A 23,164-nucleotide genomic window follows, 5' to 3' on the forward strand; every position below is an offset into this window, starting at 1 on the left:
TAGAAACAAAGGAATGCTATTTAATTTTTTTATATAATTTCTGTGTTTTACTTATAGCTTCATAGCAGCCTGCCTTCTCAATAAAGGTGATCGTTTCTTTATCTCCAAGACCTAAAACACCGAACATTCCCAAGCTTTCATAAAAAAGATTATGCACCTTTTCTTGTAATTCTTTATTGAAGTAAATAAGCACATTCCTGCAGAGGATAACATGGAATTCATTGAAAGAATGATCTGTAACTAAATTATGCTGAGCAAAGACAACATTTTGTGTAAGATACGAATGAAATTTTACTCTACTTTTAGTAACTTGGTAGTAATCTGAGAATGCATTCATACCGCCAGCATTAATATAATTAATCGTATTCTTTTTCATATTTTCTATTGGAAAAAGTCCTGCTTTTGCCGTTTTTAGTACATCTGGATTAATATCAGTGGCATAAATTTTTGTCTTTTCATATAGTCCCTCCTCATGAAGAAGCATTGCCATCGAATAAACTTCTTCACCAGTGGAACAGCCAGCATGCCAGATTCTGATGGAAGGATAGGTACGTAATAGCGGTATCACCTTTTCTCTAAATCTCAAAAAAAACAATGGATCTCGAAACATTTCCGTAACAGTAATCGAGAAATCTGCGATTAATCTCTGTAAACAGGAAGAATCATGCAGAACCTTATCTAATAGTCCAGTAATACTAGGTAACTTTTCTGCATGAACCCTATGCCAGATCCTCCTTCTAATTGAATTATAAGCATAATTTCTAAAATCATATCCGCACCAAGTATATAATCCTTGTAATAATAATTCAATTTCTAGCTTTTCAAGACTTTCATTAGAGCCTTCTTGATATTTATTCATTTTGTCCCTCTATCTCTAGACATTCATTTTTCATTTTTTTGATAAAGCCATACTTGAATTAAAGAAATTAATTGCTCCGGATCAAATGGTTTCACAATATAATCTGAAGCTCCAGCTTGTATACATTTCTCTCGATCTTCCTTCATCGCTTTTGCAGTTAATGCAATGATAGGCAGGCTGTAAAATTGAGGAATTGCTCTTATCCTCTTTATGGCCTCATATCCATCCATTTCTGGCATCATGATATCCATTAATACCAAGTTGAAATCAGAATGTTCTTCTAAAATTTCGAGGCTTTCTCTGCCATTTTCAGCAAATGTAATGTCCATATTATATTGTTCTAAGAAGCTCATTAGGGCATAAACATTCCGGACATCGTCATCCACCAAAAGAATCTTTTTTCCTTCAAGACCAGCATTTCCAAAATTTACACTTGGTTCTAATTCTTCATTTATAAGGCCTTGTTTATTTCTTAAATTTAACAATAAATCAAGTTCATCTTTTAACCGTTGTAGTGAATAAGTATCCTTAATAATGATCGAATGTACATACCTATTAAGGAAGGTTTCCTCTTTTTGGGTTAAATTACGTCCAGTGTAAATAAAAACTTGTAAACTTTCATTTTCTCCATTCATTTTTATTTTTTCGAGTAACTCGAATCCATTGGCATCCCTTAGATCTAAATCTAGAATCATACAATCAAAATGATTAACCTTTAATACATCAACAGCTTCTGATGCTGAAGAAACAGCTTTAATAATGACATCCTTTTCTCCAATCTGTTCCATTAAACTAGTTCCTTGTTTTAAATCGTCGTTGACAATTAACAGTCTCATTATGTTCCTTTTTGGCTCAAAGACCTGTGTCTGTTCTGGTTCTGGTTCTGGTAAATGAGCAATGTGCGGGGCCCCAACAACGGTCTCTTTTGAAACGGCTGACTCTTCAAGAGGGATAATAATCTGTTGCTTTTGAAAGTCACTTTCCTCTTCATCTAAATCATGTACATATAAGGTGAATATACTCCCCTTATTCTCTTCACTTATAACTCTAATTTCACCATTTATTAAATTAGCAATTTCTCGAGAGATGGACAATCCCAAACCAGTCCCGCCATATTTTCGACTTGTTGTCCCATCGGCTTGTTGAAACGCTTGAAAGATTAATTCATGCTTCTCTTTCGGTATCCCTATACCTGTATCAACAATAGAAAAAGCAATGCCCGAATCTGGCTCCACTCGAATTTCAAGCCTCACTTCTCCTTTATGAGTGAACTTAAAGGCATTGGACAATAGATTTTCCAAGACCTGCTGCAGTCTCTGTTCATCACTATTGATGTAAAGTGGAAGGTCATCTTCCAAGGAAATCGTAAAACGCAGGTTCTTTTCATTTGCAATAGGACGGAACCTACTTTCCGCGAAATCATGTAAATTGGTTAGGAACACCTTACTTGAATGGACTTCCATCTTACCTGATTCAATTTTTGCGAGATCTAAAATATCATTAATTAACCTTAATAAGTCACTGCCAGAAGAATATATCGTATCTGCATATTTTACTTGTTTTTCTGATAGATTTTCTGTTTGATTGTCAGCAAGTAATTTAGATAAAATTAATAAACTATTTAATGGGGTCCGGAGCTCATGGGACATGTTTGCTAAAAACTCAGATTTATACTTTGAGTTTAACGCCAGCTGTTTTGCTTTTTCTTCAAGCTTTAAACGGGCATTTTCCAATTCCCGATTGGTCAGCTCAAACATCTTATTTTGTTCTTCTAAAATCTTTGTTTTTTCATGTAATTCGGCATTAGTCTTCTCCAATTCCTCTTGCTGTGTCTGAAGTATTTCCTCTGAGTTACGAAGGGACTGGGTTTGTTCCTCCAGTTCCTCATTTGTTACCCTCAGTTCCTCCTGCTGCGATTGTAATTCTTCTGACTGTGCTTGAACCTCTTCCATTAGCACTTGTGTTTCTTCTAATACACGACCTAGTTGAATTCTTCCAAACACACTATCTAGGATAATCCCGAGTCCGTCGATTATTTCTGCTAATAAAGCATGGTGTTTTGAACTAAATGATTTGAAGGAAGCAAATTCTAAAACTGCTATAACATTTCCTTCAAATGTAACAGGTAGTAGATAGATATGACTCGGTCCTGCTTCTCCCAATCCTGTCCTAACATTAATATAATCCGAAGGAATATCAGATAAGACAATTGATCTTTTTTCTTGTATAGCCTGTCCAATAAGTCCATCGCCAGGAAAAATCTTTTTAGGATGATTTCCACCCTCTTCTAAACCATAGGAAGCAAGTAAGTCAAAGATCGGCTCACCACCAATTTGATTCCCACTATCCTTCGCATACATGACTGCATGACACGATTCAAGTAATGGAACAATTTTCGAAAGAAATGTACGTGACAAAGCTCCTAAATGATGAGTACCACTTATACTCGTAATGATGTCGGCACTATTTGATTTAACCCAAAGCAAATTTTTCTCCTTTGCCATTTGCTCTTCTAATGTTTCAGTCATCCTATTGAAGGAGTGGGCTATTTCGTCAATCTCATCATCACCCTTCACTTCGACCTTCTTACTCAATTCAGAACTTCCATTCGCTATGTTTGTCATAATACTCGATACTTTGCTTAACCTTATAGCAAAGGTCCAAACGGTATGAAAAACAAAGGCTGTTATTAGGATGACACTTAGTAAAGAAATAAGGCTGGTAACCCATATTTGTTGTTCGAAATCCTTTGTGACATTATTAAATGAAGTATTCATATTCGTTTCGAACTGTTTAGTCATTTCTGAAATGATATTTAAGAACTCATCCTGAATAGGTCCACTAGTATTTCTAATCAGATTAATTGCAATCTCCTTATTCCCTTGGGAGATTTGATTAACCACTTTTTCTGCGTAGTTATTAAATTTATCGTTGGTACTTTTTAATTCTCCTACAATTATTTTTTGTTCATCTGATTCCACAATTGCTTCCATTTTTATTATTTTTTCATTAATAGAAGTCTGTCCCTTTTGCAAACTATGTATATTTCTTTGTATTTGCTGGTCCTCTGTAAAAATAACAATATTTCTTAGACTTATTGCTTCATTCTTCACTTCTGTTTGAATGCGTTCAGCTAACAAGGATAGTTGGTAATTTCTCTGTGTCGTTTCACTAAGTTTAGTTAGGCTGTTTAGTTGAATGATGCCAACAACTATAAGCAAAATAATAATAAAAGGTTTTGCACTAAGTCCTAGTAATAATTTAGTTTTGATTTTCATGCCGTTCTCCCTAATCTATATTTTCCTTTACTAGGCACGGAAATGACCCCCTTCTTCAATACAAGCCTGATAGACTTTAGCCATTGCCTGTAGACGATCACTGACAGCAAGTTTTTGGAAGATCCGTGTAATATGATTTTTCACTGTATGTTCACTAATAAATAATTCATCTGAAATCTCTTTATTACTTAACCCATTCACCAACAACTTAAAAACATCCATTTCCCTTGATGAAATGGAGTAAATATTTTTTGTCCGCTCCAATGCGGCAACAAGGATGTGTTGGCTGGGACCGCCCTTTAGATTATTCTCTACAACAATAGCCGCTTCCTTGGCAACTTTTGGCTTCACTACTTTATTTTCTAAGTAGATGACTCCTTTTCGATTGGACGTTTCCTTATGATGATGTTTTAAAAAACCTTCAAATTCCTTTGGAGAAATAGGAGGACTATATACATATCCTTGTGCTTCTTGACATTGATGGAGTTTAAGAAATTTAAGCTGCTCCTCTGTCTCCACCCCTTCTGCTACCACTTTCATATTTAATCCATGGGCTAACGATATAATGGCAGAAATAAGTGATTTACCTTTAGAAGACTCGGAGGAAATTTCTTGAATGAACGTTTGATCAATTTTTATTGTATCTAATGGCAGGCGGTTTAGATAACTTAGTGAGGAGTAACCCGTCCCAAAGTCATCGATACTAATTTTTATTCCCATCTTTCTTAACTGATTTAACGTTCTAGTAATAATTTCGCCATTGCCTAGAAGCATAGACTCCGTAATTTCAATCTCTACTAACTCGGGACTGACTTCTGTCTCTGCGAGAATCCGTTGTATATTGTCAATCAAATCCTTTTGTAGAAATTGTTGTGCTGAAAAATTCACTGAAATGGGTATTGGATTATAGCCTGCAGCCTCCCACGCTTTACTTTGTTCACAAGCATTCCTTAGTACCCAGTTACCAATATCAACAATTTGTCCAGATTCTTCAGCTAAAGGAATAAATTCAGCAGGTGAAATGGTTCCCCAGCTTGGATGATTCCATCGTAGTAGTGCCTCCGCACTTTTTACTGTCCCAGATTCAATTTCAACCTTCGGCTGATAAACGAGGGTTAATTCCTCTTGTTCGATTGCCTTTCTTAAATCATTTTGCATAATAAAGGTTCGATAAGATTGGATATTCATTCCTGTGTGGAATACCTTATACTGGTTTTTCCCTTGTTCTTTGGCACGGTGTAAAGCAGCATCGGCATTCCGCAATAAAACTTGGGAGTCTTCCCCGTCATAAGGGAAAGTACTTATTCCTATACAGGTGGTAAGAAATAATTCATAGTTATCTATGTAGAATGGACTTTTAAAAACCTTGAATATTTCCTCTGCAATTTCTAGCGCGCTTTCTCGATCTGTTTCAGGAAGTAGAATTGTAAATTCGTCTCCGCCCATCCTTGCTACAAGGTCTTGTTTACGTATACTTTCTGATAGTCTTTTTGCTATTTTCTGCAGTAAACGATCCCCCATCATGTGGCCAAGTGAATCATTTATATATTTAAAACGGTCCATATCAACATACATGATGACAAGCGGTTGATATGATTGCCTTGCTTCATTAAGTTTTAACGTAAGCTGTTCATTAAATAGCCGTCGATTAGGTAGATTCGTTAAACTGTCATGATATGCCATCTGAGTGATTATTTCTTGGTCATGTTTCTTTTTGGTAATATCTCTAATCGTAAAAGCTATTAGATTACGATTTTGAACATATCTTTTTCCTATTTGAATTTCAACAGGAAAGGCAGATCCATCTTTTCGTGAAGCAGTAACCTCATATAAATTCTCGTAACCTATAATATAATTTACGTTTTTAATCGTTTTTAGAATAGTATCGATAGAAATTTTAGATTTTTCTTCGGAAAACAAAACAGATAAATGTTGATTCACTATTTCGTCTTCTATATAGTTAAACATCTTTTCTACAGCAGGGTTCACTTTTAGGACAATCCCATGTTCGTCAATTACCAACATGGTATCTATAGATGTTTCACTAATTACAGTTGCAATTGCTTCTGAAACACGTAGTTCTGCAGCCGTTTTAGAAAGCTCTAGGTTGGCATGTTCTATCTCCTTCGTTTTCTCTCTTAAACTATCTGCCTGATGAATTAATTGTTGATTTAATCTATATAAGTCGACAAAACCTTCTACTTTTGCTTTTAGAATCGTAGGATCAAAGGGCTTTAGAATATAATCAATCGCCCCAACGGAATAACCTGTGAAAATATGCTCTGAATCCAAATAATTAGCCGTGATAAAAAGAATCGGGATATTTTTTGTTTTTTCACGTGCTTTTATGATTTTTGCCGTCCCAAAACCGTCTATTCCAGGCATTTGAACATCCAATAAAATCGCAGCAAAATCATGTTTCAATAGGCATTTCAGTGCTTCTTCTCCGGAAAAGGCTTTAATTAAATTGTAGTCCTCTTGCTCGATGATTGCTTCTAAAGCTAGTAAGTTCTCAGGTCGGTCATCAACTAATAGGATATTAATTTTATCTTTATTGTTCATTATTATTGCCCCCTTCAACTAGAACACATTCTAGAAGTCCAATCCCCTCTGAGGATTAGAAATATTTGATAGGTTTTCACTATTGATATGTTGTTAACTTTTTTTATTAATTATGACAAATTTATGTAAAAATTGATATACAATCGACAAAATTTAACATGGAAATTTTCTGGTTAGTATTGAATTTTTTGACATAAAAAAATTCACCCAACAAATGGTTGAGTGAATTCATTCCTATTATTCTATCTGACCTGTAAAAATATGAATCGCATTTCTTAAGAACTCGGCTGTACCTGGCTGTTCTTTATCATAGTAAGCTGTAAATCTTTCATCGGCCACATACATTTGCGCTAAACCTGCATGGGCTTCCTTGCTATATTCTTTCCAATAAAAGCAAAGCCATTGCTTGTGAAGTTCTGCGGCCCTTTGGGCTAATTCACAAGCAGGATCATCAGTTTTGAAAGCTTCAGCCAGGGTAAGGCTCAATTTTTCTCCTAAAGCTGTTACTTCATCATATTGTTCCTGCGTCATGTTCATTACCTTTGCATTCGACGCTTCAACCGCATCCTTGCCATATTTTTCACGAATTTCTTTGCCATACTTTTTCTCGTTATCCTCAACCAGCTTTTTCTTAAAGCCTTTAAATTTTTCTTTATTTGACATCGTCATTCTTCCTTCCGTTACAGCTAACGTTTTATCAACATTGGCAATTAATAAGTCTAATTGTTCTCTTTTTTCGAGGAGTTTTTCACGATGTTCCTGCAGTGCTTTTGTTCCATCAAAGGAAGGTGCTGTAACAATTTCCTTGATGCTGTCTAGACCGACACCTAATTCTCGATAGAAAAGAATTTGCTGCAATCGGTTTACTTCCGCTTGACCATAGATTCGATAGCCTGATGAATTGATTCTTGCCGGCTTAAGAATGCCAATTTCATCATAATACCTAAGTGTTCGGGTGCTGACACCTGCAAGACTTGCTAGTTTTTGTATGGTATATTCCATGTGATCATCTCCTCATAAACAACGATACACCTTTACGTAACGGTAAGGTCAATAACTAGTTTGCCTATTTTTTTAAAAATAAAGGCACTATAATAACTGAATGTACCATGAACGCCAGAATAAAAAGAAACAGGACCAATATCCTGTTTCTAATTTGTAAAATTGTCCATCTGGGGTGGAAAGTGTCCACGAGTGGTGCCTGTCACCGCTGCTGCTCTGCAGCGTCGGTGACAGGCACCACAATTATTTGAACCAGCCTTTTTCTTTGGATTGTTTGATGGCTTCGATGCGGTTCTTTACGTCTAGTTTGTCTAGGATGGTTGAGATGTAGTTTCGGACGGTGCCTGTTTTGATGCTGAGTTGTTCTGCGATTTCTTGTGTATTTTTGCCGTCTGCGACGAGTTCAAGTACTTCTTTTTCACGGTCTGTAAGTGGATTTTCTTCACTGTAGACATCGTCCATAAGTTCAGGTGCGTAAATGCGTTTTCCTTCCATGACACGACGGATGGAGCTTGCCAGTTCTTCACTTGGACTATCCTTTAGCAAATAGCCTCGTACTCCTGCTTTTAGGGCACGCTGAAAATAACCAGTTCGCGCAAAGGTAGTTAAGATAATGATTTTGCACTCTAACCCTTTTAATTCTTCTGCAGCTTCAAGTCCTGTTTTTCCTGGCATTTCAATGTCCATAATGCAAATATCCGGCTGATGCTTTCGAACCAACGCAACGGCCTCTTCCCCATTCGATGCCTTTCCCACCACTTCCATATCATCTTCTAAATTCAGAAGTGAACCGAAGGCGCCCAATAGCATTTGCTGGTCTTCCGCTATTACGATTTTAATCATTCTTTACGCCTCCCCCTTATTTAATGGCTTTACGTCATTGGGCACTCTGATTACTAATGTTGTACCTTCTCTTTTCAAAAGTTCTAAGCTGCCATTAATAAACTCAAGGCGCTCTCTCATTCCTAAAAGACCGCTGCCCCTTGTTTCTATAACATCATCACTTTTAAATATACCATTATCATGAATGGTCATCACCAGTTCCTTCCAGGATTGCTCAATGGAGATAGAACACGAGCTGGCACCACTATGTTTTACCACATTGTTTACGGCCTCTTTTAAGCACATACTGAGAATGTTCTCTGTTAGTAACGGGACATTTTTTAATGAAAGCTCTTGGTTTCCTTCGAAGTTAATTTCTGCTGCCTTCAATATTTTCTTTACTTGTACAATCTCATCCTTTAGACGAATCCCACGCATGGATGATACCATTTTTCTTACTTCACTTAATGCAGTCCTTGCTGTTTGCTGTACATCCTTTAATTCACTACGAGCCTGATCCGGATCTTTTGTAATTAATCGCCTTGCTAAATCACTTTTTAACCCAATGAGTGAAAGCTTTTGACCCAATGTGTCATGAAGGTCTCGGGCAATTCGCTGCCTCTCCTCTAACTTAACCAACTCTGAAATCCGCTTATTAGCGTCCTCAAGTTTTTCCTCTAACTGCCCCATCTCATTCTTGTTATGAATATTAAAGGGAAGCAAAATGACACTTATCCAGATGATGATGACAAATGGCAATTGTTTAAGAAAAAATTCATCCTGCTGGACAATGCTAAAGTTAATTGATGCAGATGTACTGATCAAATGAATAAAATATAAGGTTAAGAACGTTACCCTATCTTTTATATTTCCGATAAAATAAGAGAGGAAAAAGGCAAAATAAACATAGCTGAAAAGGCTAGTTGACGTGATAGATATCCCGATTAGGATGAAAGTCCAAAGGTATACTGGCCACCCTTTTGAAATAAATGCAATTCGATAGAAGATAAAAAAGAGAATCGTAAGAATAATTCCAACAACAATTTTAATAGGCGAAGACGTTTGAAATATAAAATAGAATGGTAATATGCAAAGAATTGTCCATATATAAGGTGATATACCACTATTTTTTTGGAATGTCATATACCTTTTAATCATAAAAGACCTCATTTTCAGCTTTTGTTAGTTAATAAACTTAATCTTATCATAATTCCCCAATATCTTCATTTACTACTATGTATTCGACCAATGCCTTATTAGAACAGAAATAACGACAAGCCCATTTTTAGCGGGCTTGTCGTTTCTACGCTTTCTCAGGTCGTAAATACTCTTTTTGTTTTTTTACTAGAACTTTTACTTCTTTAAAACCAACAAACTTTTTTGCCTGCTCATCCCATAGCCGAAATTTGAGTGAACTTAAGCTGGTAGCTAGCGTAATGGTCGGAACATTTTGAAGAGGTAGTGTATGATTATGTGCCTGTTCTAGCTTATAATTAGGTACCCTTGGACTTAAATGGTGAACATGATGGTAACCAATATTCCCTGTCAGCCATTGCAAAATCTTTGGAAGCTTGTAGAAGGAACTGCCTTCAACCGCTGCTCTCACATATTCCCAATGTGTATCTTCTTCAAAGTATGAATCCTCAAACGTATGCTGCACATAAAACAACCATATTCCCAAAGAGCCTGAAATAAAAAAGATTGGTGCTTGAACGAACAAGAACTGCTTCCAGCCTAACATTAAACAAAGAATAGTGGATATCATCAATATCCCTACATTTGTAATATACGTGTTCATACGTTCATTGAATCGTACACATTTGCGATTAAACCGGTTTTTAAGAAGAAAAACGTAAATTGGGCCTAATCCAAACATTACTAGTGGATTTCGATACAACCGATATTTTAATCTTTCCCATGTCGAAGCGGCTAAATATTCTTCCACGGTCAGTACCCAGATATCACCAGTTCCCCGCTTATCCAAATTACTGCTCGTTGCATGATGCACAGAATGTTCATGCTGCCATTGGTGGTAGGGGAAAAACGTCAAAATTCCTGTAATGGTTCCTAGAATCATATTTGCCTTCCGATTCTTCAAAAAAGAATGATGACAGCAATCATGAAAAATAATGAATGTTCTCACCAAGAAACCAGCTGCAATAACCGAGATCCCCAAGGTAAGTATGTACGATAGTGAAAGACTTTGATAAGCAAGCATCCACAATAAAAAGAAAGGTACTAGTGTGTTGATCAATTGCCAAATACTTGCTCGTAAATTGGATTTTTCATACGCTGCGACTTGTTTCCGTAAACTCTTTTGGTTTTGTTCCATCATCTCTTTAATCCCCTTCTTTCAATTTAATCCATAACTGTCATTGCCAAGACATGATAAATGTCATATTCCCCTATTACGCAACAGAGGAGAAGCTCGAATTCCGAGCCTCTCCTCCCCTTTTGGGCAAGTATATTTTCTGCAATCCAAGTAAGAAATAACCCTAATTTTTAAAATTCCACTATTTTACTCATGGTATGTCCCACCCTTTGAATACAATTAAAAAAAGGGGGAATGGACATGAACATGAATTATTCGTTGACAACATTACGTTTCATCCGATATGCTGTCGCCTATGTCTTTATTACATCAGGTGTGATGAAATTGTTCAGCGTAGAACTAGCACAGGTTTTTATCGGCTTAGGGCTGCCTTTTCCAGATCTGCTGTTGCATGTTACAGCCTATTTGGAAATGATCTGCGGGATACTCATTTTACTAAATCGCAGTGTGAAACATGCAGTCATCCCCTTAATTGGTATCATGATTGCAGCCATCTTACTAACAAAGCTTCCATTGCTAAATAGCGGAATTTTACCATTTGCTTTCAAAGCAAGATTGGATATTGTCATGTTAGTGCTCTTGTTTACCTTGTATTCAAAATCACCTTCATAACTAATAGCAGGAACCAATCTAGTTTATTTTTATGATAAAATAGAAAAAAAGTGGAGGAAGGGAATGATTATTATTTTTCTTAAAGAAAAGGTCCGTTCACTTCCATCGACTCCTGGAGTTTATTTAATGAAGGATTCTCAAAGTACGACTATATACGTAGGAAAAGCAAAAAATCTAAAACGTCGGGTTCAATCGTACTTTCAACAATCAAAGAACCATCCTCAAAAGATCATTAAGCTTGCTCAAAATATAAGGGATTTTGATTTCATTTTAACTGATACCGAATTTGAGGCATTTATGCTGGAATGTAAATTAATTAGGGAACGAAAACCATTATTTAATAAAATGATGAAAAGCCCACAATCCTACTGTTATATCGTCTTTGAAATGAATAAATCGCTTCGAACCTTTGAAATAACAAACACCAAATATGAACAGGATGGAAGACTTTACTTTGGTCCATATCCAAGTAAGAATAGAGTGGAACAAGCAATTTTTGGAATAAAAGAATCTTTTAAAATCCTTTGCAGCAGCAACAAGAAAAGCAATACTCCTTGCTTAAACTATTCCTTAGACTTGTGTATAGGCATGTGCCGTGGAGGGGCTGCAATGGAGGCGTATAATGAAATACTAGACAACATCATTGCCTTACTATCAGGGATGGATATGAGTATTCTTGAAGAAATGAAGAAACGAATGGCAGCTGCCTCTGAAAATTTTGATTTTGAAGCTGCTGCAAAGTATCGAGATAGGATTGAAGCCATTAACTTCCTGATAAACAAAGAAAAAGTCATTGATTTCACGAAGGAGAATAAATACATCGTTGTCCTTGAATATTTGAGTGAGGAAACTTTTAAACTGTTTCTCATAAAACGAAACCAAATCCTTTATAGTGAAAAATTTATCACTGATCGTGTAGCAGTCGTAGAACTTGCTAATCGAATTAAGAATTATTTTAACCAAGATACTCTCTCTCTCACTTATGAATTGAGTAAAGACGAAATCGATGAAGCACAAATTATCTATCGTTACTTAAAAAGCAGTCATTGCCGCTATTTTACGCTTACCAATAAATGGCTTCAGAAAAAGACGAATGCCAACCTTGAGAAAGCACTTATTAAGTTGCTAAATCGTAAAAGCCCTCAATTGTCATAATAGACATCGAGGGCTTTGTTATTTAATAGGACAGCCGATAGATTAAAAACCGTTCATTGGGGTTATGTTCATATAAACCTGGAAGCTGGACTTCTTCGATTAATTCAAATATGGTGTGGTTTTCTAAAAAGTAGATGTAATCTTCCGATGGATAGTATAAAATTATGTCTATTTCCCGTTTATTATTTTCAACCGAAACTAAAATATTATTAATGATTTTCCAAAAGATTGGAACCGTAAATGGGTTAAAAAAATAAAACCGATTATCTAATGGAGTAATTTCATATTTTTCTGCTAAGCAGCAGTGGAATTGAATTTTATCTTTGCCAGTTTTATTTTTCTTCAAATAACTAGCTTGATTTTCAATTGCTTCTTGATAGAGAGTCTCATTCATTTCAACGCCAACAACAAAAGATTGGAAGTGGTGATGAATATAGAAATTTAATCTTCCTTTTCCACAGCCAAAATCTACAATATGATCGCTGCTAGTCAATGGATAACGAGCAAATAGTAGTTCAAGTGCAGGATAGGGAGTGGCCTCATACCTGTGATAATGGAAAGACTTATTAAATCCCCTATGGTCCCCGCCTGTTTTTATGTTCAGCCATTCATCATAATCCCGTTCTTTCATAGAAAAGCTCCTGTCAAACCCTTAAGAAACCTGATTTATTCATATGCCGAAGGGTCAATAAAAAAGTTATAGCCCAAATAGACTACCATACCGATTGCAGTCAGCAAAAATGCCCATCCAAGTGTTACTTGTTCGATTACTAAATAGTTATTACATAATTGCACAGGTGACCAAATATATAACCAGCCCAAGCCTATAAATAGAATCGTGAAACAAATAATAATCGCATTTTTTCCAAAAGGTTTAAGTTTTTTCCAACTTTCCCTTAAAGAAATTCCAGCTAAAAAAGGTAAGCTGACAAATTTAAATCCTTCTACAACCTGAGAAGTTAATGCTTCATCCATTGATCGTGGTAACATCCAGTATACCATGATGATGACAAATAACGTAATTCCTGGAACCCCGTTACTATTCCACTTTTCAAAAAATCCTGGAAATCGTTTTTGAAAAAAAGGTGCCATTAACATTCCAGCAATAACCAGCATTGGCATTTGCATATGCATATGAATGACCATAAGAGATTCCATAAAATGTGCAACAGGAGGAGCAACTAAGAAGATAAATAAAAGCATGCCATAGAATGACTGATTCATCAATTACTCCTCCTCGCCCTTTTCAAGTATAGTAACAACCTTTTGTGCAGCTTCATCAATTTTTTTATAATCCATCACATCAACTAGGCTGCCTTTTTTATCAACTAAATAAAATGCAGAATTATGGGCAAAGTTCCCATTATCATCTGGGATTACAATAACCCCAAATGCTTTTAATAAAGAATCTAACTCAGCTTGAACCGGAATCCTTGCCATTCTCCAGGTCTCGCCATCACTATTAAAAAAGTCTTTGTATTTGTTTAAAACAGCCGGTGTATCTCTTTGGAGATCGAAGCTTATACTTAAAAAAACAATATCTTCACCTTTAACGCCTCTCGGCAGTTTATCGTAAACTTGCTTCATGTTATATTCTAATTCCGGACAAACAGTGGTACATGATGTATAGAGAAATGTAATAAATACATATTTATCTTCAAATTCAGAGATTGAATACTTTCGTCCCATGCTGTCCTCAAGCGTAACATTAGGGAATTTAGGTTTATCATCTTTTAGCTGCTGTACTCTGGCAGTTTCTGCAGTAAATGCCGTAAATCCATCGGTTCCGATATAAAACAATGTTATTCCAAATAATATTACTAGAAAAAATGAGATTTTCGTATACCTACAATTGATCATAGTGATCACTTCCAAATTTGTTTTATTAGAATAAAGAGATAGCCCTAGTCTCGAGCTATCTCTAACTTTGGTAAATGTCTAGCGCAAGCAGCCTAGGGGCTCGGGGTCATATGCCAATCCGTCAAGAAGGTTAAAGAGCAACCTTCATGCCGGCTCGTCTTATGCCTGTCGCCCCTGTTCACTAAGGAAAGCTCCTTAGAATATTCCTCGCAGGAACAAGCTGTGCTTGTTCCGAAGGCGCCTCCGCTTTTCTTTTTACCAGGTTTTAAACGGTGGTGATCCTGGAGGTGCATTTACGATAAATTCTGTTAACGGGATAACATATGCCATTGCTACCACGATTAACATGATAACAATCCAAAGTCCCCAGCGTTCTGTCCAATATGGAGTTTTTGTTGCATTATCCTCTTCTTCGGCGATTGGGAATTCTGTATCTCCCTTTGGCGCAAAGAACATCATATTGAATACGGCGTACACTTGAAGAATAACACCGACAATTAACAACGTACCGCCTACTGCTAAGAGCATCAAGTATGGATCCCAGCCTAATGCTGTTGCATGATCCCCATACGTTGTGTAAGAAGTTCTTCTTGGTGAACCAAGCAAACCGACGTAGTGCATTGCACCAGACATGAAAATCATACCAATTGTCCAAATCCATGTTTGGATTACACCTATTCGATTGATTTGTGGCGTTAATACGCGATTTGAGATATAAGGAACTAGCCAATAACTAATTCCGAAGAATGTCATAACGACTGACATACCTAAGGTTAAGTGGAAATGTCCAACAACCCACATGGTATTATGGACGACTTGATTTAGTTGGTTGGTACTTTGAACAATACCGCCTGCTCCAGCAGGAATAAAGGCAAGCATCGCAATAAAAGGTGCTAGGAAACGAACATCGCCCCAAGGCATTTTCTTCCACCAGCCAATTAAACCTTTACCGCCTTTTCTTCTTGACGTACGCTCAAATACAGCGAACAGTGCAAATGCTGTCATTAGAGATGGGAATCCTATAGCTAAACTCATAAATACATGCATAAATTTAACCAATTCATTAATACCAGGGTCAATGATTTGGTGATGGAAACCACCAGTGATGTTCATAATGACTAGAGCGATAATAACTACACGAGTTAGTAAATCACTCCAGCGCTTACCGCCGATTACTTTAGGTACAACGACGTACCAGGCTGAAACAGCTGTTAAATACCAGATATTAACCAATGTGTGTCCAAAAGCCCAGAACAGTGTACGAGCGACCATGACATTGATCGTGTCGACCCAGCCAAGCGTCCATGGTAAAATCATAACTAAAACTTCAACTGCAACAAACATGAGAGCGAAGAATAATAGAACAAAGACTCCTGTTGCAAAGTAAGATAGGATTGGAACGTGCTGGCCTTTATGATTCTTTCTCCAATTCGCAACTTGGATAAATGCTCCAATACAGCACAACCAAACGCCGACTACGATTAATGCTAAACCAATATAGAATACTGGATGTGCAGCCATCGGTGGATAGAAGGTGTACATAACCGATGCTTCATTCATTAAGATTGGAATGACGGCTAAAACAAACCCGACCAATTTCACAAAGAAACCAATCCAAGCGAGCTTTCTTACCTTCGGAAGAAGACCCCCTAAATTATGGGAAAGTGCTGCATAAAAGTATCCAATGGTAAAGAATGCTGTTAACACGAGGATTAGTATTAATCCATGTGCAGTCAATACTTGATAATAATTAAACCAAGTTGGTAACTCTAGCAAGCCGGCTCTGTTTAAACCTTGTAATAATCCTAAAAATCCACCAACTAGTAATGCGATAAATGCTACAGCTATATAAGATTTCGATAGTTTTGCATCCTCTGGGTGATATCCCAGGATTTTATTTGCTTTATCTTTAAAACCTGTTTTTAAATCTGCTTCCATTTTCATCTACTATCCCCCCTTATTTAACCGTAATCGTTGTACTCATAACTTGGTGACCCGCACCACAATATTCATTACAGATAACTAAATAACTGCCTGGCTTATCAAATGTTTGGGTGATTTTTTGAATATGCCCTGGCATAACCATTGCATTGATATTTGTGCCAGCAACTTCAAATCCGTGAACAACATCTTTTGAAGTCATGATAAACGTAACTTTTGCCCCAGCAGGGATTTCAATATTGTTTGGAGTGAAGCCAAACGCTTGCAAAGTCATAACGACTTCATATTCATTGTCGCCTATTTCTTTAACTCCTGGATTATCGAATGGTGCTGTTTGATCAACCTTCTGCGGGTCGATTGTTTCCATATTACTTGGCGGCCCCATTTCTAAAGCAAAAGCTTGATATCCTGTAATGAGCATGAATCCCATGATGATTCCAAAACTTATCGTAAGCCATATCTTTTCATCTAAGTGCATTTTCATTTTTATCCCCCCTTAAAATCTAGCCATATAAAGCCCGTATAGTACTGCATAAGTGGCAACAATTACTGCTCCAACCACTGTTACAGAAATCCAAGTTCCTTTTAACGGTGCCTCGATTTCTTTACTTTCTTTTTTATTTGAATGAACTTTTGTCGATGCCATTGAAAAATCAACCCCCTTAATTTGTTCTTACTTATATAATAATTGCGAAGGGTTCTCACTGAAGTGAACTGAATCACATAATAGAGTGATAAATGTCATAGTAATCAAGCGAAATTTTTATACCATTTTTATGTCTATATCGACACAAATACAATAATACCAACTTTTTAAAACCTTATAGATTCAATAATTTATATCCTGAAATAGTATTTATCCACATCGAAAAAAAGTGACGAATTTATGAACAAATAGAAAGCGGTGTCAAAATTTTTACACAAAAAAATGCTGCCCCCATTACCCAGGGACAGCATACTTAAAAGCTCTTTATATAAATTTAAAAAGGCAATGTTACGATTATCATGAGAATGAACAAAATGGTTACGTAGTTTACCGAATAAAGAAAAATCACGTGAGCCCATTTAAGATCGTCTTTTGTAAAAAAACCATATATGCTGGCAATCAACCAACCAATATTCAATAATGTTGCTATGACTATAAATGGTGTTCCCAGCGGTGATAAGAAAAATGGTAAGGGAAGCAGGCACGCAACATAGACGACAATTTGTCGCTTCGTTATTTTAAATCCGCGGACAACGGGAAGCATGGCCACACCTGCGGCTTTATATTCTTTACATTTTTTCATAGCAATCGCAAAGGTATGCGGCATTTGAAAAATAAAGATGATTAAAAATAATATCATCGGGATTAAATGGAAACCTGATTCAATGGCAGTCCATCCGATTAATGGGGTAACGGCACCTGAAACACTGCCAATGAGTGTATTAAAAGTGTATCTTCTTTTCGACCACATCGTATACAGGAATACATAGGTGAACCAGCCAATAAAACCATAAATGGCTGCTTCAAGAGTCGTAAACAGGAGAAGAATAAAACCAATGATCGTAAAGACAATCCCCATCATTAAAACAACTTTTAATGGAATATTTCCTGTTACAGTCGGTCGTTTTTTTGTTCTCTCCATGATTGTATCTATATCAACATCATACCAATTATTAAGGATAAGTGCTCCTGCCATTACCATTGTACTTCCTACAATTGTTAATAAAAAAACTCCCCATTGGGTGCTAAAGGATGTTTCCGTAAAATAAAGAGCCAGCCAAAATCCTGTAAACACAGGCAGAACATTTGCAACCAAGACACCAGCTTTAAAAAGTGATTTTAAATCAGCTATGATGGTAGAGGTATTCTGTTTATCTAAGAAAGCCTTCTGAATAGAAGATGCCTCATTTTTATTCATTCCTAAATACCCCCAGGTTTGAACCCTTTTAGACCATTAAACCATAAACGTAAGGCTTAATACATTGATTTGCATCACTTGAGGATATTTACCAGCCTCGCCCTGCACCGCCACCGCCTGATGAGCCACCTCCTCCACCTCTAGAGCCGCCGCCACCTCCTCTGCCCCGTGAAATAATAGACAGAAGCAGATACGTAAGGGTTCCTCCAAAAAATTTAAAATCAAGAAATACAACGACAACGACTATAATAATAAGCAGCCATGAAGGGATTCCCAACCCTTCATCACCAGTATTCGGTTGAGCTTGCTTTGTTGGGGCGGACAGTCCACCTTCTTGACCATATTCGGTTAACACTTCATTTGCTAGTACCTTATATGTTTCTACAATCGCCTTGTTTGGCTCATCATTTTGTAGGAAAGGGATGGCATGTTGATCAAGAATCCGCCCGGCTTTTGCGTCAGGTATCCTCCCCTCGAGCCCATAGCCTACTTCAATTCTAATTAAACGATCAGTAACCGCAATAACTAACAATACACCATTATTTTTCTGTTCGTTTCCAATTCCATATTGCCTAAAGGCTTCATTTGCATAATCCTCTATTGTGTTTTCTCCAATGGTATCCACTGTTAATACAGAAATTTGCGCAGTAGTTTGATCCTCAATAGATCGGCCTAAACTTCTTATTTCCGATAATTCATCCTCAGTTAGTATCTTAGCAAAATCTTGTACATAGATATCCCCAATAGGCGCAGGCATTTTAATATCTGCTGCTAGTGCACTACTTTGTAAGATTAAAAAAGAAAGGAACAGAAAAAGAAGGCTGTAGATCCTTTTCGGTTTCATTCTCCACTGCCTCCAAAGTCAACCTTTGGTGCTTCAGCAGCTTTAGGATCTGCTGTAAAATATTCCTTTTCATCAAAACCAGTTATTCCTGCTATCAGTGCCCCAGGAAGTTGCTTAACCTTTTTGTTATATACGGCAACCTGGCCATTATAATCTTTTCGTGCAACTGAAATTCTATTTTCTGTTCCAGATAATTCATCCATTAATTGTGTAAACTGCTGATTAGCTTTTAAATCAGGATAATTTTCAACAACTACAAGTAATCGACTTAAGGCACCCGTTAATTCTGCATTAGCATTTGCTTCTTCTTCAACCGTATTTGCTCCTGCTAATCTTGCACGGGCATCAGATATTGAAGCAATCACCTCTTTTTCATGGGAAGCATAACCTTTTACGGTATTTACAAGGTTGGGTATTAAATCCAGCCTTCTTTGAAGTTGATTTTCAATTTGTGCATACGATTGATCAACATTTTCCTCGAGGGTAACAAAGTTGTTATAGCTCGACGTTAACATGACACCAAGTATTACAACTACGGCAACAATCGCTCCAATGATCATAAAACCTTTTTTCATTTTGAATACATCTCCTTTCCTTTTAATTATATTCCAATTTGAAAAGCTGTGTGGATCAATTGAATCCGCACAGCTTCCTATTATTTTTCTTCTTTCGTTTCATTTAATTCATCGATGAGCTGTTTGGTTCTTTTGGCATTTCCTTCAGCAAAATTTTCTAAGCGTTCCTTTAGCTCATCATCATCGTGAATCCGCTCTGCTGTTATCAAATACGTCCGCATTAAATCTTCTTCCGTTTTAATTGAATTTTCCAGGATTTCTTCTAGATTATTTTTTTCTTCTTCATTTTTTCCTTTAAAAATATTTGCTGTCAAAGTGTACTACCTCCTTTATGATGGCAAAAACTAATACTCTTCTACGGTTGCTATATACGGTAAATTTCGAAAACTTTGTGCATAGTCAATTCCATAGCCGACGATGAACTCATCTGGGATGACAAAACCAACATAATCAACTGGTAATTCAACTCTTCTTCGTTCAGGTTTGTCTAACAGTGTGCAAATTTTTATTTTTTTAGGTTTATGCATGTTTAAATGTTTGCGTAGAAAATGAAGTGTAAGGCCACTGTCAATAATATCTTCAACCACTACAACATTTTTATCCGTAATATCTGTATCAAGGTCTTTTAAAAGCTTAACTTTACCTGTCGTTTCTGTCTGATTGCTATAGCTTGAAACCGAAATGAAGTCTACATTAATATCGCCTTTCATTTCGCGAATCAAATCAGCCGCAAAAACAAATGATCCCTTAAGAACAACGATTAAGATGATTGGCTCATTGTTAAAATCGCTTTCGATTTCCTCCGCTAATTGCTTCACTCTTTGCTTAATTTCATTTTCTGAAATCATAGTAGCTTTAACTCGATATGCCATTGTAAATACCCACTTTCTTTAAAATCCAAACTCGGCAACATTACTATTCCCGATACTATTGTCCTTCATCACTTTCTCATACTTTTTCCAGCCTGTCTTCTCTCTACTACTTCTTCAGCTATTAAATTGTACATACATTCCACTCCATCTTTAGATGCTTCAAAGCTAAAAGCGTTGCTCACATCAATTCCAAGACTGTCAGCTTCTTTCTCTGCATCGATGTTTGCACCAAGAAAGATGAACTCCCAGTTATACTTTTCTTGCTGGTGCTTAATTAACTCTTTCACTTTTTTATAGGTAAATTCACGGCTGGCATTTTCGAAGCCGTCTGTTGTAATGACAAAAATCACCTTACCTGGACGTTCTTCTTCACATGCTTTAGATAATCTGTACCCCACATCTAAGATTGTTTTTCCCACCGCGTCTAGCAAAGCTGTACATCCTCTCACATAATACTCCTGATCAGTCAGCTTAATTTTTTCAGCTCCGACGCCATTCCATATAATTTCATATTGATCATCAAATAGAACTGTTGTCACCAACGTTTTCCCTTCTAGTTTCCTCTGTTTGTCAATAAAAGCATTAAATCCGCCAATCGTATCACTTTCAAGCCCTCCCATACTGCCGCTCCGGTCAAGAAGAAAAATGATTTCTGTTAGGTTTGTGTTCATCTCTATCATCCTTTCAAACAATTTATATTATAATAATAGGTGGGTTCATCCATTAGTTGGTCGCTTGGCAGGCGACATTTACGGAGGTAGATTATGTTTGACAGAGAGCTATTGCAAGAATTACAGAAGTATGTAGAATTTCATTTGAACGTTCAGGTTCTTGAATCAATAAGCTTTCATAGATCAGAAGAGCTACAAAGTATTGAAATCGAGGATTTCATAAAAATTAAACGTCAGCCTACCTTCCATCAGACTTTGTTTCGTTTTATCGATATAAAAGGCGTCAGTGACTCTGATGTTTACAATCGTGCTGGAATCGACCGCAGACATTTTTCAAAAATACGCTCGAACCCCGAGTACAAACCAAAGAAAAATACCGTTATCGCTCTGGCCCTTGCTCTTGAACTAACGAAAAAGGAGACAGAGAAACTATTAAGTTCTGCTGGATACACTTTATCCGACAGTGACACCTTTGATTTAGTCATTCAATTCTGTCTTGAGAAAAAGATATATGATTTTTACCATATCAATCAGGCTTTGGACTATTTTAGTTTAAATCCATTGATTTAAAACGAGAAATTAGATTATTATCGAATGATTCGGTTAGAATGAAATTGTACATAGATATTTAAGAGGAGTGAAGTAAAATGCCAATAAATGCTTATCTAGTTTTTAATGGTAATACCCGTGAAGCTGTTGAATTTTATGCGAAGGTATTTAAGACAGATTCACCGAATATCATGACCTTTGGAGAACAACCGCAACATCCTGATTATCAGATGCCAGAGGAAGTAAAAGATTTGGTTATGCATACACGACTTACCATTGATGGAAGCACTGTCATGTTTTCTGATAACTTCCCAGGGTCACCATTTATTGAAGGCAATAATATTACAATGGCTTTAGTCAGCAAAAATTTAGATGATATCCAATCTTGGTATGATCAATTAAAAGAAGGCGGAAAAGTTACGATGGAGCTCCAAGAAACTTTCTGGGCTAAACTCTATGGCCAAGTAACCGATAAATTCGGAATCCATTGGCAAATAAGCCATGATACCGGAGAATATGGAAGTTAATTTTCACAAATTAAAGGATACAGCCTGCAAAGACTGTATCCTTTTTACTTATTTTAAGCTTCTGCTTAAGAAAGCCTTTGTCCGTTCATTCTGTGGATTTACCAACAATTCTGAAGGATGTCCCGTTTCAATAATTTCTCCGTTATCCATGAAAATAACCCGGTTCGCTACTTCCTTAGCAAATCCCATTTCATGGGTAACGACTATCATCGTCATTTGCTCCTCTGCAAGTGCCTTTATTACCTCTAGAACTTCCCCAGTTAATTCAGGGTCCAGCGCTGAAGTGGGTTCATCAAACAGGAGGATTTCAGGGTTCATCATCAGTGCGCGCGCGATAGCAACCCGTTGTTTTTGACCGCCTGATAAATTGGCAGGATAAGCATCCGCTCTCTTAGTAAGACCAACTTTTCTCAATAGCTCATTACTTCTTTGCTGAATCGAGGCAATTGGCTCGTTCTTTACCAATCTAGGAGGCAGTTCTAGATTTTCTCTAACCGTCAGGTGCGGAAATAGATTAAAATGCTGGAAGACCATCCCCATTTTAGATGTAATCTTTTTGATTTCCTGCGGTTTCACGTAAATTCCATCCCTTACAAATGGATCGCCAGAAATCGTAATGCTCCCGCCATTTATTTCTTCCAGGTGAACTAAACTGCGAAGCATGGTACTTTTCCCTGAACCAGAGGGACCGATTACCGCAATCACATCATTTTTATTCACATCAAATGTTATCTGTTTTAATACGTCTAGCTTGCCAAACGATTTCTTCAGGTTGGAAACCTCAATGATAGCCACATTT

General features: G+C 36.8%; 24 protein-coding genes. 4 read left to right on the forward strand and 20 right to left on the reverse strand.

The window, feature by feature from the left end; genetic code table 11:
* Nucleotides 1–16: 16 nt before the first annotated feature.
* The 7 genes from V7124_RS17330 to V7124_RS17360 form a co-directional block, all read right to left on the reverse strand.
* The gene (locus V7124_RS17330; RefSeq protein ID WP_335491458.1) at nt 17–859 is read right to left on the reverse strand and encodes a CheR family methyltransferase; all 843 of its coding nucleotides are present in this window, start codon (nt 857–859) and stop codon (nt 17–19) included.
* Nucleotides 860–882: 23 nt separating this feature from the next.
* Nucleotides 883–4,137, reverse strand: a complete 3,255-nt coding sequence (locus V7124_RS17335; RefSeq protein WP_335491463.1) for a response regulator — start codon at nt 4,135–4,137, stop codon at nt 883–885.
* A 30-nt stretch (nt 4,138–4,167) separates the two neighbouring features.
* Complete coding sequence (locus V7124_RS17340) at nt 4,168–6,699, reverse strand: EAL domain-containing protein (RefSeq protein WP_335491467.1); 2,532 nt, start codon at nt 6,697–6,699, stop codon at nt 4,168–4,170.
* A gap of 237 nt (nt 6,700–6,936) precedes the next feature.
* The gene (locus V7124_RS17345; protein ID WP_335491469.1) at nt 6,937–7,701 is read right to left on the reverse strand and encodes a MerR family transcriptional regulator; all 765 of its coding nucleotides are present in this window, start codon (nt 7,699–7,701) and stop codon (nt 6,937–6,939) included.
* Between the two features lie 243 nt (nt 7,702–7,944).
* Nucleotides 7,945–8,544: a response regulator transcription factor gene (locus V7124_RS17350; RefSeq protein ID WP_335413332.1), complete on the reverse strand. Its 600-nt coding sequence runs from the start codon at nt 8,542–8,544 to the stop codon at nt 7,945–7,947.
* Between the two features lie 3 nt (nt 8,545–8,547).
* Complete coding sequence (locus V7124_RS17355; protein WP_335491473.1) at nt 8,548–9,681, reverse strand: sensor histidine kinase; 1,134 nt, start codon at nt 9,679–9,681, stop codon at nt 8,548–8,550.
* A 145-nt stretch (nt 9,682–9,826) separates the two neighbouring features.
* Nucleotides 9,827–10,858 carry a fatty acid desaturase gene (locus tag V7124_RS17360; RefSeq protein WP_335491476.1) on the reverse strand — a complete coding sequence of 344 codons (1,032 nt, stop codon included), beginning with the start codon at nt 10,856–10,858 and terminating at the stop codon, nt 9,827–9,829.
* 237 nt (nt 10,859–11,095) lie between these two features.
* Between V7124_RS17360 and V7124_RS17365 the strand changes: the two genes are divergently transcribed.
* Nucleotides 11,096–11,467 (forward strand): DoxX family protein, encoded by a 372-nt coding sequence (locus V7124_RS17365; protein WP_335413328.1) that lies wholly within the window; start codon nt 11,096–11,098, stop codon nt 11,465–11,467.
* 63 nt (nt 11,468–11,530) lie between these two features.
* On the forward strand, nt 11,531–12,622 hold the full coding sequence (locus V7124_RS17370) for a UvrB/UvrC motif-containing protein (protein ID WP_335491478.1): 1,092 nt from the start codon (nt 11,531–11,533) through the stop codon (nt 12,620–12,622).
* Nucleotides 12,623–12,644: 22 nt separating this feature from the next.
* Here V7124_RS17370 and V7124_RS17375 read toward each other — a convergent pair whose 3' ends face one another.
* The 12 genes from V7124_RS17375 to V7124_RS17430 all read right to left on the reverse strand — a co-directional run bounded on the left by V7124_RS17375 (nt 12,645) and on the right by V7124_RS17430 (nt 21,289).
* Nucleotides 12,645–13,253, reverse strand: coding sequence for an SAM-dependent methyltransferase (locus V7124_RS17375; RefSeq protein ID WP_335491480.1), 609 nt, complete (start codon nt 13,251–13,253; stop codon nt 12,645–12,647).
* A 35-nt stretch (nt 13,254–13,288) separates the two neighbouring features.
* Nucleotides 13,289–13,846 carry a hypothetical protein gene (locus V7124_RS17380; RefSeq protein WP_335491482.1) on the reverse strand — a complete coding sequence of 186 codons (558 nt, stop codon included), beginning with the start codon at nt 13,844–13,846 and terminating at the stop codon, nt 13,289–13,291.
* A 3-nt stretch (nt 13,847–13,849) separates the two neighbouring features.
* Complete coding sequence (locus tag V7124_RS17385) at nt 13,850–14,482, reverse strand: SCO family protein (RefSeq protein WP_335491484.1); 633 nt, start codon at nt 14,480–14,482, stop codon at nt 13,850–13,852.
* A gap of 255 nt (nt 14,483–14,737) precedes the next feature.
* Nucleotides 14,738–16,420: a cbb3-type cytochrome c oxidase subunit I gene (locus tag V7124_RS17390; RefSeq protein WP_335491576.1), complete on the reverse strand. Its 1,683-nt coding sequence runs from the start codon at nt 16,418–16,420 to the stop codon at nt 14,738–14,740.
* Nucleotides 16,421–16,439: 19 nt separating this feature from the next.
* The gene (locus V7124_RS17395; RefSeq protein WP_335413318.1) at nt 16,440–16,907 is read right to left on the reverse strand and encodes a cytochrome c oxidase subunit II; all 468 of its coding nucleotides are present in this window, start codon (nt 16,905–16,907) and stop codon (nt 16,440–16,442) included.
* Nucleotides 16,908–16,919: 12 nt separating this feature from the next.
* Nucleotides 16,920–17,069 (reverse strand): hypothetical protein, encoded by a 150-nt coding sequence (locus V7124_RS17400; RefSeq protein ID WP_335413316.1) that lies wholly within the window; start codon nt 17,067–17,069, stop codon nt 16,920–16,922.
* Between the two features lie 334 nt (nt 17,070–17,403).
* Complete coding sequence (gene cyoE, locus V7124_RS17405) at nt 17,404–18,327, reverse strand: heme o synthase (protein ID WP_335491487.1); 924 nt, start codon at nt 18,325–18,327, stop codon at nt 17,404–17,406.
* 88 nt (nt 18,328–18,415) lie between these two features.
* Nucleotides 18,416–19,171, reverse strand: a complete 756-nt coding sequence (locus V7124_RS17410; RefSeq protein WP_335413312.1) for a TPM domain-containing protein — start codon at nt 19,169–19,171, stop codon at nt 18,416–18,418.
* Nucleotides 19,168–19,746, reverse strand: coding sequence for a LemA family protein (locus V7124_RS17415; RefSeq protein ID WP_335491490.1), 579 nt, complete (start codon nt 19,744–19,746; stop codon nt 19,168–19,170). The genes V7124_RS17410 and V7124_RS17415 overlap by 4 nt, the downstream gene beginning before the upstream one ends.
* A gap of 80 nt (nt 19,747–19,826) precedes the next feature.
* Nucleotides 19,827–20,060 (reverse strand): hypothetical protein, encoded by a 234-nt coding sequence (locus V7124_RS17420; protein WP_335413310.1) that lies wholly within the window; start codon nt 20,058–20,060, stop codon nt 19,827–19,829.
* A gap of 30 nt (nt 20,061–20,090) precedes the next feature.
* Nucleotides 20,091–20,618, reverse strand: a complete 528-nt coding sequence (gene hpt, locus V7124_RS17425) for a hypoxanthine phosphoribosyltransferase (RefSeq protein WP_335413308.1) — start codon at nt 20,616–20,618, stop codon at nt 20,091–20,093.
* A gap of 68 nt (nt 20,619–20,686) precedes the next feature.
* Entirely contained in the window at nt 20,687–21,289 is a 603-nt protein-coding gene (locus tag V7124_RS17430; protein ID WP_335491493.1) for a vWA domain-containing protein, read from the reverse strand.
* A gap of 93 nt (nt 21,290–21,382) precedes the next feature.
* On the opposite strand from V7124_RS17430, the gene V7124_RS17435 reads away from it, so the two are divergent.
* The gene (locus tag V7124_RS17435) at nt 21,383–21,859 is read left to right on the forward strand and encodes a hypothetical protein (RefSeq protein WP_335491495.1); all 477 of its coding nucleotides are present in this window, start codon (nt 21,383–21,385) and stop codon (nt 21,857–21,859) included.
* 77 nt (nt 21,860–21,936) lie between these two features.
* Nucleotides 21,937–22,365 carry a VOC family protein gene (locus V7124_RS17440; protein WP_335491497.1) on the forward strand — a complete coding sequence of 143 codons (429 nt, stop codon included), beginning with the start codon at nt 21,937–21,939 and terminating at the stop codon, nt 22,363–22,365.
* A 48-nt stretch (nt 22,366–22,413) separates the two neighbouring features.
* Here the strand turns inward: V7124_RS17440 and V7124_RS17445 are convergent, their stop codons facing one another.
* Nucleotides 22,414–23,160 carry an amino acid ABC transporter ATP-binding protein gene (locus tag V7124_RS17445; RefSeq protein WP_335491499.1) on the reverse strand — a complete coding sequence of 249 codons (747 nt, stop codon included), beginning with the start codon at nt 23,158–23,160 and terminating at the stop codon, nt 22,414–22,416.
* Between the last annotated feature and the right edge of the window lie 4 nt (nt 23,161–23,164).

It is taken from the genome of Neobacillus niacini, from assembly GCF_036961885.1.
GTDB lineage: Bacteria > Bacillota > Bacilli > Bacillales > Cytobacillaceae > Neobacillus > Neobacillus niacini_H.